Origin of the sequence: Burkholderia diffusa (assembly GCF_902499115.1) — a bacterium.
Taxonomy (GTDB): domain Bacteria; phylum Pseudomonadota; class Gammaproteobacteria; order Burkholderiales; family Burkholderiaceae; genus Burkholderia; species Burkholderia diffusa.
Map to the genome: position 1 here is coordinate 77,424 of NZ_CABVPN010000021.1, position 12,834 is coordinate 90,257.

General features: G+C 66.7%; 14 protein-coding genes. 11 read left to right on the forward strand and 3 right to left on the reverse strand.

Annotated elements, in window-relative coordinates; all coding sequences use genetic code 11:
• Nucleotides 1-58 precede the first annotated feature (58 nt).
• Both BTE28158_RS21545 and BTE28158_RS21550 read right to left on the reverse strand, forming a co-directional pair.
• Nucleotides 59-1,204, reverse strand: a complete 1,146-nt coding sequence (locus tag BTE28158_RS21545; protein WP_151047139.1) for a branched-chain amino acid ABC transporter substrate-binding protein — start codon at nucleotides 1,202-1,204, stop codon at nucleotides 59-61.
• Between the two features lie 70 nt (nucleotides 1,205-1,274).
• Entirely contained in the window at nucleotides 1,275-2,312 is a 1,038-nt protein-coding gene (locus tag BTE28158_RS21550; protein ID WP_151047217.1) for a histone deacetylase family protein, read from the reverse strand.
• 126 nt (nucleotides 2,313-2,438) lie between these two features.
• On the opposite strand from BTE28158_RS21550, the gene BTE28158_RS21555 reads away from it, so the two are divergent.
• The 5 genes from BTE28158_RS21555 to dbpA all read left to right on the forward strand — a co-directional run bounded on the left by BTE28158_RS21555 (nucleotide 2,439) and on the right by dbpA (nucleotide 7,516).
• The gene (locus BTE28158_RS21555; protein WP_124627701.1) at nucleotides 2,439-2,927 is read left to right on the forward strand and encodes an Lrp/AsnC family transcriptional regulator; all 489 of its coding nucleotides are present in this window, start codon (nucleotides 2,439-2,441) and stop codon (nucleotides 2,925-2,927) included.
• 66 nt (nucleotides 2,928-2,993) lie between these two features.
• Nucleotides 2,994-3,323 carry a hypothetical protein gene (locus BTE28158_RS21560; RefSeq protein ID WP_124627703.1) on the forward strand — a complete coding sequence of 110 codons (330 nt, stop codon included), beginning with the start codon at nucleotides 2,994-2,996 and terminating at the stop codon, nucleotides 3,321-3,323.
• A 503-nt stretch (nucleotides 3,324-3,826) separates the two neighbouring features.
• Nucleotides 3,827-5,488, forward strand: a complete 1,662-nt coding sequence (gene mqo / locus BTE28158_RS21565) for a malate dehydrogenase (quinone) (protein ID WP_174920075.1) — start codon at nucleotides 3,827-3,829, stop codon at nucleotides 5,486-5,488.
• A gap of 436 nt (nucleotides 5,489-5,924) precedes the next feature.
• On the forward strand, nucleotides 5,925-6,122 hold the full coding sequence (locus BTE28158_RS21570) for a hypothetical protein (RefSeq protein ID WP_059604979.1): 198 nt from the start codon (nucleotides 5,925-5,927) through the stop codon (nucleotides 6,120-6,122).
• Entirely contained in the window at nucleotides 6,119-7,516 is a 1,398-nt protein-coding gene (dbpA, locus tag BTE28158_RS21575; protein WP_151047143.1) for an ATP-dependent RNA helicase DbpA, read from the forward strand. The genes BTE28158_RS21570 and dbpA overlap by 4 nt, the downstream gene beginning before the upstream one ends.
• 29 nt (nucleotides 7,517-7,545) lie before the next feature.
• Here the strand turns inward: dbpA and BTE28158_RS21580 are convergent, their stop codons facing one another.
• Nucleotides 7,546-7,962, reverse strand: coding sequence for a LysR substrate-binding domain-containing protein (locus BTE28158_RS21580; protein ID WP_244108014.1), 417 nt, complete (start codon nucleotides 7,960-7,962; stop codon nucleotides 7,546-7,548).
• Between the two features lie 340 nt (nucleotides 7,963-8,302).
• On the opposite strand from BTE28158_RS21580, the gene BTE28158_RS21585 reads away from it, so the two are divergent.
• From BTE28158_RS21585 to BTE28158_RS21610, 6 genes are read left to right on the forward strand one after another with little or no spacing between them, the layout of a single operon-like run.
• The gene (locus BTE28158_RS21585; protein WP_059604973.1) at nucleotides 8,303-9,808 is read left to right on the forward strand and encodes a ferritin family protein; all 1,506 of its coding nucleotides are present in this window, start codon (nucleotides 8,303-8,305) and stop codon (nucleotides 9,806-9,808) included.
• 24 nt (nucleotides 9,809-9,832) lie between these two features.
• Nucleotides 9,833-10,093, forward strand: a complete 261-nt coding sequence (locus BTE28158_RS21590; protein ID WP_059605196.1) for a toluene-4-monooxygenase system B family protein — start codon at nucleotides 9,833-9,835, stop codon at nucleotides 10,091-10,093.
• A 7-nt stretch (nucleotides 10,094-10,100) separates the two neighbouring features.
• Nucleotides 10,101-10,436: a monooxygenase system ferredoxin subunit gene (locus BTE28158_RS21595; RefSeq protein WP_059604970.1), complete on the forward strand. Its 336-nt coding sequence runs from the start codon at nucleotides 10,101-10,103 to the stop codon at nucleotides 10,434-10,436.
• A gap of 18 nt (nucleotides 10,437-10,454) precedes the next feature.
• Nucleotides 10,455-10,769 (forward strand): MmoB/DmpM family protein, encoded by a 315-nt coding sequence (locus tag BTE28158_RS21600; protein WP_059604967.1) that lies wholly within the window; start codon nucleotides 10,455-10,457, stop codon nucleotides 10,767-10,769.
• Nucleotides 10,770-10,781: 12 nt separating this feature from the next.
• A complete protein-coding gene (locus BTE28158_RS21605; protein WP_151047145.1) occupies nucleotides 10,782-11,768 on the forward strand; it encodes an aromatic/alkene monooxygenase hydroxylase subunit beta in 987 nt (328 codons plus the stop codon).
• A 57-nt stretch (nucleotides 11,769-11,825) separates the two neighbouring features.
• Nucleotides 11,826-12,827 carry a 2Fe-2S iron-sulfur cluster-binding protein gene (locus tag BTE28158_RS21610; RefSeq protein ID WP_059604960.1) on the forward strand — a complete coding sequence of 334 codons (1,002 nt, stop codon included), beginning with the start codon at nucleotides 11,826-11,828 and terminating at the stop codon, nucleotides 12,825-12,827.
• The last annotated feature ends 7 nt before the right edge of the window (nucleotides 12,828-12,834 follow it).

The following is a 12,834-nucleotide window of genomic DNA, read 5'->3' on the forward strand; positions in this document are numbered from 1 at the left end:
GCGTCGCGACGCAACCGGGCGCACGACGGCGCAAGCCGCGCCGTGCGCCCCGCCCGCGTCACATCCGGACGATATCGAGCAGCGCCTTCTTGCCGCTCCTGTACGTGAACACCGAGATCGCGCCATGCTTCAAATCGCCTTGCGGCGTGAAGCTCGTTTCGCCGATCACACCACGATAATCGGTCGCCGGCATGGCGGCGAGCACCTTCGCCGGATCCGTCGAGTTCGCGCGCTTCATCGCGTCGACGATGATGTACACCGCGTCGTACGAGAACGGCGCATACACCTGCATCGGCTGGTGATAGCGCGCGTCGTAACGCTTCACGAACGCCGCGCCGCCCGGCATCTTCTCGAGCGCGATGCCGGCTTCCGAGCACACGACGTTGTCCGATGCCGGGCCCGCGAGCTTCGGCAGGTCGGTCGAGCACACGCCATCGCCGGCGAGGATCCTGGCGCGAATGCCGAGCTGGCGCGCCTGCTTCGCGAGCGGGCCGCCGGTCGCATCCATCCCGCCGTACATGATCGCGTCGGGGTTCTCGCCCTTGATCTTCGTGAGGATCGCGCGGAAGTCGATCGCCTTGTCGTTGGTCGCGTCGCGCGAGATGACCTTCATCCCGGCCGACTTCGCCGCCTTCTCGAACTCGGTCGCCAGGCCCTGCCCGTAGGCGGTCGAATCGTCGACCACGGCCACCGTCCTGATGCCCATGTTCTTCGCCGCATACATCGCCAGCGCGGGCCCCTGCTGCGCATCGGTCGCGACCACGCGATAGGTCGTCTTGAAGCCCTGCTGCGTGTACGTCGGGTTGGTCGCGGCCTGCGAGATCTGCACGACGCCGCCATCGCGATAGACGCGCGACGCCGGGATCGACGTGCCCGAGTTGTGATGGCCGACGACGCCGACCACCTTGTCGTCGACGAGCCGCTGCGCGACCTGCGTCGCGGTGCGCGGGTCGCCTGCGTCGTCCTGCGCGTCGAGCTGCAGCGTGACCTTCCTGCCGCCGATCACGAGCCCCTTCGCGTTGATCTCCTCGACCGCGAGCCGCGCACCGTTCTCGCTGTCCTTGCCGAGGTGCGCGATCGCACCGGTCAGCGGCGCGACGTGCCCGATGCGCACGACGTCGTCCGCGTGCGCGGACAACGCAGGCAATGCGCACGCCAGCGCGGCCACGGTCGCGCATGCCGTTTTCTTCCGATGTCGATTCATGTTCGTCTCCTTCCTTGTCGCTCTTGGTTCGTGATCAGGACCGTCGTTGATTGCAGGCGAAGCGATGCGGTCACGCGCGCCCTTCGAAGCCGAGCAGCACGTTCACCGCGTTGATACCGATTTCCTCGACCATGTAGCCGCCTTCCATCACGAACAGCGTCGGCAGGTTCAGGCGCGCGAGCGCTTCGCCGATCCGCAGGTAGTCGGGCGAGCGCAGCTTGAAATGGCTGATCGGATCGTGCTCGAACGTATCGACGCCGAGCGACACGACGAGCAGGTCGGGCGCGTGCTGCGCGATCGCGGCGGCGGCCTGGCCGAGCGCCGTCGCATAGGTGTCCCACTGCGTGCCCTTCGACAGCGGCAGGTTCAGGTTGAAGCCTTCGCCCGCGCCCGCGCCGCGCTCGTCCGCGTAGCCGGAGAAGTACGGGTACGACACGGCCGGCTCGCCGTGCAGCGACGCGAACAGCACGTCCGAACGCGCGTAGAAGATGTCCTGCGTGCCGTTGCCGTGGTGGAAGTCGACGTCGAGCACGGCGACGCGCGCGGCACCGCTCGCGATGCCGTGCTGCGCGGCGATCGCCGCGTTGTTCAGGTAGCAGTAGCCGCCCATGTACTCGCGGCCCGCATGGTGGCCGGGCGGGCGGCACAGCGCGAACGCCGCGCGCGCACCGCCGTTCGACAGCAGGTCGGTGCCGGTGAGCGCCGAGTTCGCGCTCGCGCTCACCGCGTCCCACGTGCCGGCGTTGATCGGTGCTCCGGCATCCATCGCGAAGAAGCCGAGCTTGCCGTCGATGAAGTCGGGCAGCGTCGCGGCCGACGGCATCGCGCGCACCGGCCATACGAGCGGCAGCGCCTGGCAGGTGCGGCCGGTCGCGGTCCATTCGTCCCATGCGCCGGCGAGGAAGTCGACATAGCGCGCGCTGTGCGCGCCGGCATAGCACGCGCGGTCGAACGCGCGCGGCGCGATCACGTCACCGAGACCGGACGCGCGGACCTGCGCGAGCACCGTCTCGGCGCGAAGGGGGTTCTCGAACGAATCGGTGATCGCGCCGTCCTTCAGTTCGACGCCGCGATGCAGATGGTGATCGCTGCTGTAGACCGTGAGCATGGTTGACCGTTGCATTGAATGCTTCAAGGGGATGGCAACAGTCTATTGACGCCGGCCGGCAATAACTTTGCTTTTCGCCTCCCCGTTTCATACAATTTTGAGAAAACCGCCTACGGAGACCCTGGAATGAGCAAAAATCGCGCTTCGGTGGAACTGGACGGCGTCGATCGCGCGATGCTCCGCCTGCTGCAGGAAGACGGCGCGCTCTCCAACGCGACGCTCGGCGAACGGCTGTCGCTGAGCGTCACGCCGTGCTGGCGGCGGCGCAAGCGGCTCGAGGACGAAGGCGTGATCACCGGCTACCAGGCGAACCTGGACCGCCGCGCGCTCGGGATGAACGTGTTCGCGTTCGTGCAGGTCACGTTCAACATGCATTCGGACCAGGATTCGGACCACTTCGAGGACGTGATGCGGCGTCACGACGAAGTGACGTCGTGCCACAAGATCACCGGCGCGGCCGACTACATCCTGCAGGTCGTCGCCGCCGATCTGGACGCGTATGCGGAATTCGTCGAACGCGTGCTGAGGAAGCAGGCCGGCGTGTCGTCGATCCAGTCGAGCCTCGCGCTGCGCGAGGTCAAGTTCTCGTCGCGCGTGCCGGTGCCGGATGCGTGATCGAATCGTTCAAGCGCCCGTTCGCGGGCATCCACCGTCGAACCTCATCCCATGGAGCGCTACCGTATGAAGCATTTCATTTCTTCCGCGTCGATTGCCGCCATGATCGCCTGCGCGTTTGCATTGGCCGCGTGCGCGAATGAGCCGGTTTATCCGCTCCCGCCCGATGTCGCCGGCCACGACACACAGGCCTCGCAAACGGCGCAAACAGCCCAGGCCGCGCCGCCGGTCGTCGGCGGCGATCGCGACGCGCACGGCTGCATCGGCTCGGCCGGCTACGCATGGTGCGAGCGAACGCAGCAATGCGAGCGTCCGTGGGAACTCGCGAAGGCGCAAGGCTTCGCGAATTCGGCGCTGGGGTACGACCAGTTCTGCCGGAGCGGTTCGTCCAAGTGATGAAGTGATCGGAAACGGATCGCGGTGCAACGCCGCGGTCCGGATGCAGTATCGATATCGCGCGCGTCGCGCCCCGTCCGTTCCCGCCATTTTTCCGGTTCCGCGCACCGTCATTCCGGAAACCCGGACACGCAAGAAACCCCACGAAAACAAGGATATTCCGCGCGTGCGACACGGGAATCGAGTTCGGTTATATTACGCGCCCCTTGCCATCCCGCCCCCGCGGAACGCATGGTGCGCGGCCTCTTTCGACGCAGCCTGAAGCGCCGTCCGGCGAGGCCTGCAGCACGGGCTTGCGCACGCGTGGCGCGAACGTGAAGCATGCGATTGCGTGAGCGCATGAAGCCGATCCGAAGGTGTCCTTCGCAACGGCTTCGCGTGCGCAAATGCAACGGCGAACGCGGCCGGTCCGGAGTTCCGGATTCGCGGTCCGGATATCCGGATGCGCGGGCCGAGCGCGAATCCGCATCGGCCGGGCGGCATGGCAAACCGATACATCCAAGTTGAAGAAGGGATCTGTTGTGATCAAAACGTTACGGGTAATACTGTCGGCGCTCGCGCTGTGCGTCGCCGCGTCGTCCGCGCACGCGGCCGATACGAAGAAGGTCGACGTCCTGCTGGTAGGCGGCGGCATCATGAGCTCGACGCTCGGCGTGTGGCTGCACGAGCTTCAGCCCGACTGGTCGATGACGATGGTCGAACGCCTCGACGGCGTCGCGCTGGAAAGCTCGAACGGCTGGAACAACGCGGGCACCGGCCACTCGGCGCTTGCGGAGCTGAACTACACGCCGGAGAAGGCGGACGGCAGGATCGACATCTCCAAGGCCATCGAGATCAACGAGTCGTTCCAGATCTCGCGCCAGTTCTGGGCGTGGCAGGTCAAGCAGGGCGTGCTGAAGAATCCGCACTCGTTCATCAACTCGACGCCGCACATGAGCTTCGTGTGGGGCGACGACAACGTCCGCTTCCTGAAGAAGCGCTACGACGCGCTGCAGGCGAGCCCGCTGTTCCGCGGCATGCAGTATTCGGAAGACTACGACCAGATCAAGCAGTGGGTGCCGCTGATGATGGAAGGCCGCGACCGCAAGCAGAAGGTCGCCGCGACGTGGACGCCGATCGGCACCGACGTGAACTTCGGCGAGATCACGCGCCAGTTCGTCGGCTACCTGAAGACGCAGCCGAACTTCACGCTGTCGCTGTCGAGCGAAGTGCGCGAGATCACGCGCAACGCCGACGGCACGTGGCACGTGTCGTGGGTGAAGCTGCATTCGGATGAACCGCCGCAGGCCGTCGACGCGAAGTTCGTGTTCATCGGCGCGGGCGGCGGTGCGCTGCACCTGCTGCAGGCGTCGGGCATCCCCGAGGCGAAGGACTACGGCGCGTTCCCGGTCGGCGGCTCGTTCCTCGTGACCGACAACCCCGAGGTCGTGAAGCGCCACCTCGCGAAGGCGTACGGCAAGGCGTCGGTCGGCTCGCCGCCGATGTCGGTGCCGCACCTCGACACGCGCATCATCGACGGCAAGAAGATCATCCTGTTCGGGCCGTTCGCGACGTTCTCGACCAAGTTCCTGAAGAACGGCTCGTACTTCGACCTCGCGAAGAGCACCAACCTGCACAACGTCGCGCCGATGATGCGCGTGGGCGTCGACGAATTCCCGCTCGTCCAGTACCTCGCGGGCCAGTTGATGCTGTCCGACGACGACCGCTTCAACGCGCTGAAGGAATATTTCCCGGACGCGAAGAAGGAAGACTGGCGCCTGTGGCAGGCCGGCCAGCGCGTGCAGATCATCAAGCGCGACCCGAAGAAGGGCGGCGTGCTGAAGCTCGGCACCGAGATCGTCAGCTCGCAGGACGGCAGCATCGCGGGCCTGCTCGGCGCATCGCCGGGCGCATCGACGGCCGCGCCGATCATGCTGAACCTGATGCAGAAGGTGTTCAAGGACAAGGTCGCGACGCCCGAATGGCAGCAGAAGATTCGCCAGATCGTGCCGAGCTACGGCACCAAGCTGAACGACAGCCCGGCGAAGGTCGTCGAGGAATGGACGTACACGAGCGACGTGCTGCAGCTCTCGCCGCCGCCGAAGATCGACCTGACGGCGCCGTCGCAGGCGACGGGCGCCGCCCCGGCGCGCCCCGCAAAGGCGTCGGCCGACATGGCGCTGTAACGCGTCCGGGTGCCGCGCGGCACCGCGGAGCACCGTTGCGCCGCACGACACGGCCGCCCTCCGGGGCGGCCGTTTTTCGTCATGGCGGCGATCGGGGCCTGTTTTCCGGAAACAACGGGCGCTGAATGCGCGCTGTCCTTGCAGGCATCGCCCGCAGCCGGTCGCCCGCAGCCGGTCGTCCGCAGCCGGTCGCCCGCAGCCGGTCGCCCGCAACCGGTCGTCCGCAACCGGCCTCTCGCAGCCGATCGTCCGCATTCGCCTCCTCGCTTCCGCTAGAATTGCGGCACGCGCGACCCCGTCGCCGCCCGATCCATCATCCGCATCGACGCAATCTAAGCGACGCCCGATGCGGCCCGCGCCCGAGCCGCGCGAGCGCCGCACGCCGTTGCCGCGCCCGCCGGGCGCCACATCAACCGAATTCAGTTGGAGAAAGACCTTGTTTACCTGCCGAAACCAGAGCTGCGGCACGCAGTGGGAACAGTCCGACGTCGTCATCAAGGACGAAGGCCAGGGGCTGCTGTTCCGCTGCCCGCTGTGCGGCGCGCGCAACTACCTCGAACGTTTCGAAGATGACGAAGGCAACGTCGTCTACGAACAGATGGAAGGCCGCCCCTACCTCGGAGACGTGGAATGACCCAGCCGACCGCCACGCCGTTCAGCGCACTGCCGCTGACGCCCGCCTCGCTCGCGAACCTCGCGCAGCTCGGCTATGTCGACATGACGCCGATCCAGGCCGCGAGCCTGCCGATCGCGCTGGCCGGCCAGGACCTCATCGCGCAGGCGAAGACGGGCAGCGGCAAGACCGCCGCGTTCTCGCTCGCGCTGCTGGCGCGCCTCGACGCGCGCCGCTTCGACGTGCAGGCGATGATCCTGTGCCCGACGCGCGAGCTCGCCGACCAGGTCGCGCAGGAAGTGCGCCGCCTCGCGCGCGCCGAAGAAAACGTGAAGGTGCTGACGCTGTGCGGCGGCACGCCGATGCGGCCGCAGGCGCAGAGCCTCGAGCATGGCGCGCATATCGTCGTCGGCACGCCGGGCCGCATCATGGATCACCTCGACCGCGGCAACCTGAAGCTCGACGCGCTGAACACGCTCGTGCTCGACGAAGCCGACCGGATGCTCGACATGGGCTTCTTCGACGACATCGCGAAGGTCGCGCGGATGTGCCCGACGACGCGCCAGACGCTGCTGTTCTCGGCGACCTATCCGGACGGCATCGCGAAGCTGAGCCAGCAGTTCCTGCGCAATCCGAAGGAAGTGAAGCTCGCCGAGCGCCACGACGACAGCAAGATCCGCCAGCGCTTCTATGAGGTGACCGAGAACGAGCGGCTGCACGCGGTCGGCCAGTTGCTGAACCACTACCGGCCCGTGAGCACGATCGCGTTCTGCAACACCAAGCAGCAATGCCGCGACCTGCTCGACGTGCTGCACGCACAGGGCTTCCACGCGCTCGCGCTGCACGGCGAGCTCGAACAGCGCGAACGCGACCAGGTGCTGATCCAGTTCGCGAACCGCAGCTGCTCGGTGCTGGTCGCGACCGACGTCGCCGCGCGCGGGCTCGACATCGCGCAGCTGGAGGCGGTGATCAACGTCGACGTGACGCCCGACCCCGAAGTGCACGTGCACCGCATCGGCCGCACCGGCCGCGCGGACCAGGCAGGCTGGGCGCTGAGCCTCGCCAGCATGGACGAGATGGGGCGCGTCGGCGCGATCGAGCAGGCGCAGAAGCGCGAAGTCGAATGGTATCCGCTCGCGGAACTGAAGCCGGCCGGCAACGACACGCTGCTGCCGCCGATGGAAACGCTGCAGATCCTCGGCGGCCGCAAGGACAAGATCCGGCCGGGCGACGTGCTCGGCGCGCTGACCGGCGACGCGGGGTTCGACGGCAAGCAGATCGGCAAGATCAACGTGACCGAGTTCTCGACCTACGTCGCGATCGAGCGTGGCGTCGCGCACGACGCGCTGCGCAAGCTCAATGCGGGAAAGATCAAGGGCAAGCGCGTCAAGGTCCGGTTGATGGACGAGGAATGACGGCGTGATGCCGGCGCGGGCCGCAACGCTTACGCGGCGCGCCCGCCCAGCATCGCCAGATACTGCTGTACCGCTCCCCATTCCCCGCCGATCCGGCAGAGCACGACAAGTTCGGCGCCCGGCACGTTGCCCGCGAGTTTCCGGTATGCGATGTTCGGCGCCGCGATCCGGCTGAGCGGCGCCGGCACCAGCGCCACGCCGAGGCCGGCCCCCGCCAGCGCCAGCGCCAGCACGAACAGCGTGCTGCTCACCTTGTGCACGATGCGCGGCGCCCGGCCGAGCACCCGCCGCAGGATCGCCAGCTGCCCTTCGTCGTCACCGTCCGCCGCATAGAAAATGAACGGTTCGTCCGCCAACGCTGCTTCGCGAGCGGCTGCCGGTCGCGCCCCCTTCCCGGCTCGGTTGCGTGCCGTCCGCCGCGCCAGCTTCGTATCGAAAACAGCCACGTCGGGCCTCGAAGCGAGCGCGCATCGCCGACTGTCGACGCACGAATATCGAGATTTTTATCAAAAGATCAGCAGGGTTCGTCGCGCGCAGGCCGGACTCGCTTGACCAAATCATCAAATCGGCCTGATTCCAGGTTGCTTGTGCGTCGCACCATACCAAATACCTGCCGCGCCCTTCATACCGCCAAACCAGGAATGTCGGGATTTTTGCAGCGCACACATTCCGGTTGCAGCCCGTTCCTGGCACTGCCCTTGCTCAGTCATTCACACCGGCCCCTTGCGCGACACCCTCCGTGCGCAGACAACCGGTTCGAACGATCCCAATCAAGGAGACATGACCATGGCGTTACTGGAACGGTCGGCGTGGTACGACATTGCCCGCTCGACGAACTGGACCCCCCGATATGTTACGGAGTCCGACCTTTTCCCCGAGATCATGACTGGCGCGCAAGGCATTCCGATGGAAACGTGGGAAGCCTACGACGAGCCGTACAAGACTTCCTATTCCGAATACGTCCGCATTCAGCGCGAAAAGGATGCCGGCGCCTATTCCGTGAAGGCCGCGCTGGAGCGCAGCCGCATGTTCGAGGAGGCCGATCCCGGCTGGCTGTCGATCCTGAAGTCGCACTACGGCGCCATCGCGCTCGGCGAATACGCCGCCATGAGCGCGGAAGCGCGCATGGCCCGCTTCGGCCGCGCCCCCGGCATGCGCAACATGGCGACGTTCGGCATGCTGGACGAAAACCGCCACGGGCAACTGCAGCTGTATTTCCCGCACGATTACTGCCACAAGGACCGTCAGTTCGACTGGGCCCACAAGGCCTACCACACGAACGAGTGGGGTGCGATCGCCGCGCGCAGCACGTTCGACGACCTGTTCATGTCGCGCAGTGCGCTCGAGATCGCCGTGATGCTGACGTTCGCGTTCGAAACCGGCTTCACCAACATGCAGTTCCTGGGCCTCGCCGCGGACGCCGCCGAAGCCGGCGATTTCACGTTCGCGAGCCTGATCTCGAGCATCCAGACCGACGAATCGCGCCATGCGCAGATCGGCGGCCCCGCGCTGCAGATCCTGATCGCGAACGGCCGCAAGGAAGAGGCGCAGAAGCTCGTCGACGTCGCCATCGCCCGCGCATGGCGTCTCTTCTGCCTGCTGACCGGCACCTCGATGGACTACGCGACGCCGCTGCATCACCGCAAGCAATCGTTCAAGGAGTTCATGCGCGAGTGGATCGTCGGCCAGTTCGAACGCACGCTGATCGATCTCGGCCTCGACCTGCCGTGGTACTGGGATCAGATGATCAACGAGTTCGACTACCAGCATCACGCGTACCAGATGGGCATCTGGTTCTGGCGGCCGACCATCTGGTGGAACCCCGCCGCCGGCATGACGCCGGATTGCCGCGACTGGCTCGAAGAGAAGTATCCCGGCTGGAACGACACGTTCGGCAAGGCCTGGGACGTCATCATCGACAACCTGGTCGCGGGCCGGACGCACCTGACGATGCCGGAAACCCTGCCGATCGTCTGCAACATGAGCCAGTTGCCGATCTGCGCGATTCCCGGCAACGGCTGGAACGTGAAGGACTACCCGCTCGACTACAACGGCCGCACCTATCACTTCAACTCCGAAATCGACCGCTGGGTCTTCCAGCAGGATCCGCTGCGCTATCGCGATCACATGACGCTCGTCGATCGCTTCCTCGCCGGGCATATCCAGCCGCCCGACCTGATGGGCGCGCTCAAGTACATGAGCCTCGCCCCCGGCGAGAGCGGCGACGACGCACATCGGTACGCGTGGGTCGAGGCCTACCGCAATCGCGGCAATCAACAGAAAGCCGCGTAAGACGGCCGATCAATGGAGGACGACATGGCACTTTTTCCCGTGATTTCCAATTTCCAGTACGACTTCCTGCTGCAACTCGTGGCGGTCGATACCGACAACACCATGGACGAGGTCGCGGCCGCGGCCGCGCATCACTCGGTCGGCCGGCGCGTCGCGCCGCGGCCGGACAAGGTCGTGAGGGTGCGGCGCCAGGGCAGCGAGACGTTCTTCCCGCGCGACGCGCGGCTCGGCGAGACGGACATCCGGCCGATGGAAGCGCTCGAGTTTATTTTCTGCGACGCGTGAGGCCGACATGACATTTCACAAAGCATGCACGCTCGACGAGCTGTGGGAAGGCGACATGACCGAAGTCGAGGTCGAAGGGCACGTGATCGTGCTGGTCCGCCCCGAAGGGGGCGAGCCGCGCGCGTTCCAGGGCATCTGTCCGCACCAGGACATTCCGCTCGCGGAAGGCAAGTTCGACGGCCGCGTGCTGATGTGCCGCGCACATCAATGGACCTTCGATGCGAATACGGGCAAGGGCATCAATCCCGGCGACTGCCGGCTCGCGGAATATGCCGTGAAACTCGACGGGGACGACATCCTCGTTGCCGTGGAGGGCGTCGAACCGCTCTTCGCCCATTCCTGACCTGACGTAGGACACACCATGAGTCACGACAACACGGCGGACGCCTATCGCAACAACCGCGTCGGCCCCATCCTGCGCGCGAGCAGCATCACGGCCGGCGTCATCGAAGCCGCCCAGGAAGACAACCCGGACAAGGAGATCCGCATCGACGACAAGCTCGCCTACGTGCGCATCGACACCGACGGCGAACTGGTCCTGCGCCGCGCGACCCTGGAGGCCGCGCTCGGCCGGCCATTCAAGATGTCGGAACTGGAAATCAACCTCAGCTCGTTCGCGGGCCGCATCGAGACGACGGACGACTACGTCCGCTTCTATTACGAAAAGACGCTCTGACCGGAGACCAGCATGACGCAACCCGAAATCCTGAAGCCGCTCAAGACGTGGAGCCATCTGGCCGCGCGGCGGCGCAAGCCGAGCGAATACGAGATCGTCTCGACCAACCTCCATTACACGACCGACAACCCCGACGCGCCGTTCGAACTGGACCCCAACTTCGGGATGGCGCAGTGGTTCAAGCGATACCGCAACGCGTCGCCGCTGCAACACGCCGACTGGAACGCGTTCCGCGATCCCGACGAGCTGGTCTATCGCACCTACAACATGCTGCAGGACGGCCAGGAGACATACGTCTTCGGTCTGCTCGACCAGTTCTCGTCGCGCGGCCATGACACGATGCTCGGGCGCGACTGGGCGGAACACCTCGCGCATCTGTATACCCCCGCGCGCTACCTGTTCCACGCGCTGCAGATGGGCTCCGCCTATCTGACGCAGCTCGCGCCCGCGTCGACGATCTCCAACTGCGCCGCCTACCAGACGGCCGACTCCCTGCGCTGGCTCACGCATACCGCGTATCGGACCAGGGAGCTGTCGCAGGCCTTTCCCGATCTCGGCTTCGCGAGCGACGAACGTCGCATCTGGGAACAGAGCCCCGCATGGCAGGGCTGGCGGCGGCTCGTCGAGGAAGCGCTCGTCGCATGGGACTGGGCCGAGAGCTTCGTCGCACTGAACCTGGTCGCACGGCCCGCCATCGACGAGACCGTGCTGCGCACGCTCGGCCAGACCGCCCGCCACAACGGCGATACGCTGCTCGGCCTGCTGACCGATGCACAACTGGCCGACGCGCAACGGCATCGCCGCTGGGCAGGCGAGCTCGTGCGCATGGCGCTGGAACAGGACGGCAACCGCGCGGTGCTCGCTGCCTGGATCGACAAGTGGGCGCCGCTCGCGGATGCCGCCATCGACGCGTATTGCGATGCACTGCCCGACGCGCAGGATGCGGCAGCGCGTGCGCGCGCGGCGGTCGGCGAATTCCGGCGCGGCATCGGCCTGTGACCGCTGGATGAACCCGGGGCCGGCCCGTGCCGGCCCCCCGTAACGCGGAACCTGAAGATGGAACATCAGATCACGATTGAAGGCGGCGCGACATTCGCCGTCGACGCGTCGGAAGACGCGCTGCTGCGCGGCGCATTGCGTGCCGGCGTGGGACTGCCGCACGAATGCAGCGTGGGCGGCTGTGGCGCCTGCCGCTTCGAGCTCGTGTCCGGCGCGATGGACACGCTGTGGCCGGACGCACCGGGCCTCTCCGAACGCGATCGCAAGCGCGGCAAGCGGCTCGCATGCCAGTCGCGCCCGACCGGCGACTGCACGATCCGCGTGCGCTGCGACGACAGCTACCTGCCCGTCGTCACCCCGTCGCGCCGGGAGGCGGAACTGGTCGCGCGTCGCAGCGTGACGCCGGACATGAGCGAATTCACGTTCCGCGCCCCGGGCGAGGCGGCGTTCCGCGCCGGCCAGTATGCACTCCTCTATCCGCCTTCGGCACAAGGCGCGCGCGCCTATTCGATGTCGAATCTGCCGAACGGCGACGGCCTCTGGCAGTTCGTCATCCGGCGCCTGCCCGGCGGCGCGGGCAGCAACGCGCTGTTCGACCGTATCGCCATCGGCGAGCGCGTGCTGCTCGACGGGCCTTACGGGCACGCCTACCTGCGCGACGACGACGCCCGCGACATCGTCTGCATCGCCGGCGGCTCGGGGCTCGCACCGATGCTGTCGATCGCACGCGGCGCGCTGGCGCAACCGGGATCCCCACGTGTCCACTTCTTCTACGGCGCGCGCTCGCAGGCGGATCTCGGCGCCGCGGCGGAACTCGATGCGCTGGCGCACGAACGACTGTCGGTTTCTGTCGTGCTGTCCGCCCCGGATGCGTCGCAGCCATGGCACGGTGCGACGGGCTTCGTCCACGACGAGGCCGAGCGCGGGCTCGCGCAACCGCTCGACCGCTACCGCTTCTACTTCGCGGGCCCGCCGCCCATGATCGAGGCCGTGCAAGACCTGCTGATGCTCCGGCACAAGGTCCCCTTCGCGCAGCTCCACTTCGATCGATTCGTCTGACCCCCGT

What these genes read in the sequence shown, in the direction of transcription:
- BTE28158_RS21545 (WP_151047139.1), bottom strand. Translation starts at nt 1,204, where the DNA reads ATGAATCGACATCGGAAGAAAACGGCATGCGCGACCGTGGCCGCGCTG.
- BTE28158_RS21550 (WP_151047217.1), bottom strand. Translation starts at nt 2,312, where the DNA reads ATGCTCACGGTCTACAGCAGCGATCACCATCTGCATCGCGGCGTCGAA.
- BTE28158_RS21555 (WP_124627701.1), top strand. Translation starts at nt 2,439, where the DNA reads ATGAGCAAAAATCGCGCTTCGGTGGAACTGGACGGCGTCGATCGCGCG.
- BTE28158_RS21560 (WP_124627703.1), top strand. Translation starts at nt 2,994, where the DNA reads ATGAAGCATTTCATTTCTTCCGCGTCGATTGCCGCCATGATCGCCTGC.
- dbpA (WP_151047143.1), top strand. Translation starts at nt 6,119, where the DNA reads ATGACCCAGCCGACCGCCACGCCGTTCAGCGCACTGCCGCTGACGCCC.
- BTE28158_RS21585 (WP_059604973.1), top strand. Translation starts at nt 8,303, where the DNA reads ATGGCGTTACTGGAACGGTCGGCGTGGTACGACATTGCCCGCTCGACG.
- BTE28158_RS21590 (WP_059605196.1), top strand. Translation starts at nt 9,833, where the DNA reads ATGGCACTTTTTCCCGTGATTTCCAATTTCCAGTACGACTTCCTGCTG.
- BTE28158_RS21595 (WP_059604970.1), top strand. Translation starts at nt 10,101, where the DNA reads ATGACATTTCACAAAGCATGCACGCTCGACGAGCTGTGGGAAGGCGAC.
- BTE28158_RS21600 (WP_059604967.1), top strand. Translation starts at nt 10,455, where the DNA reads ATGAGTCACGACAACACGGCGGACGCCTATCGCAACAACCGCGTCGGC.
- BTE28158_RS21605 (WP_151047145.1), top strand. Translation starts at nt 10,782, where the DNA reads ATGACGCAACCCGAAATCCTGAAGCCGCTCAAGACGTGGAGCCATCTG.
- BTE28158_RS21610 (WP_059604960.1), top strand. Translation starts at nt 11,826, where the DNA reads ATGGAACATCAGATCACGATTGAAGGCGGCGCGACATTCGCCGTCGAC.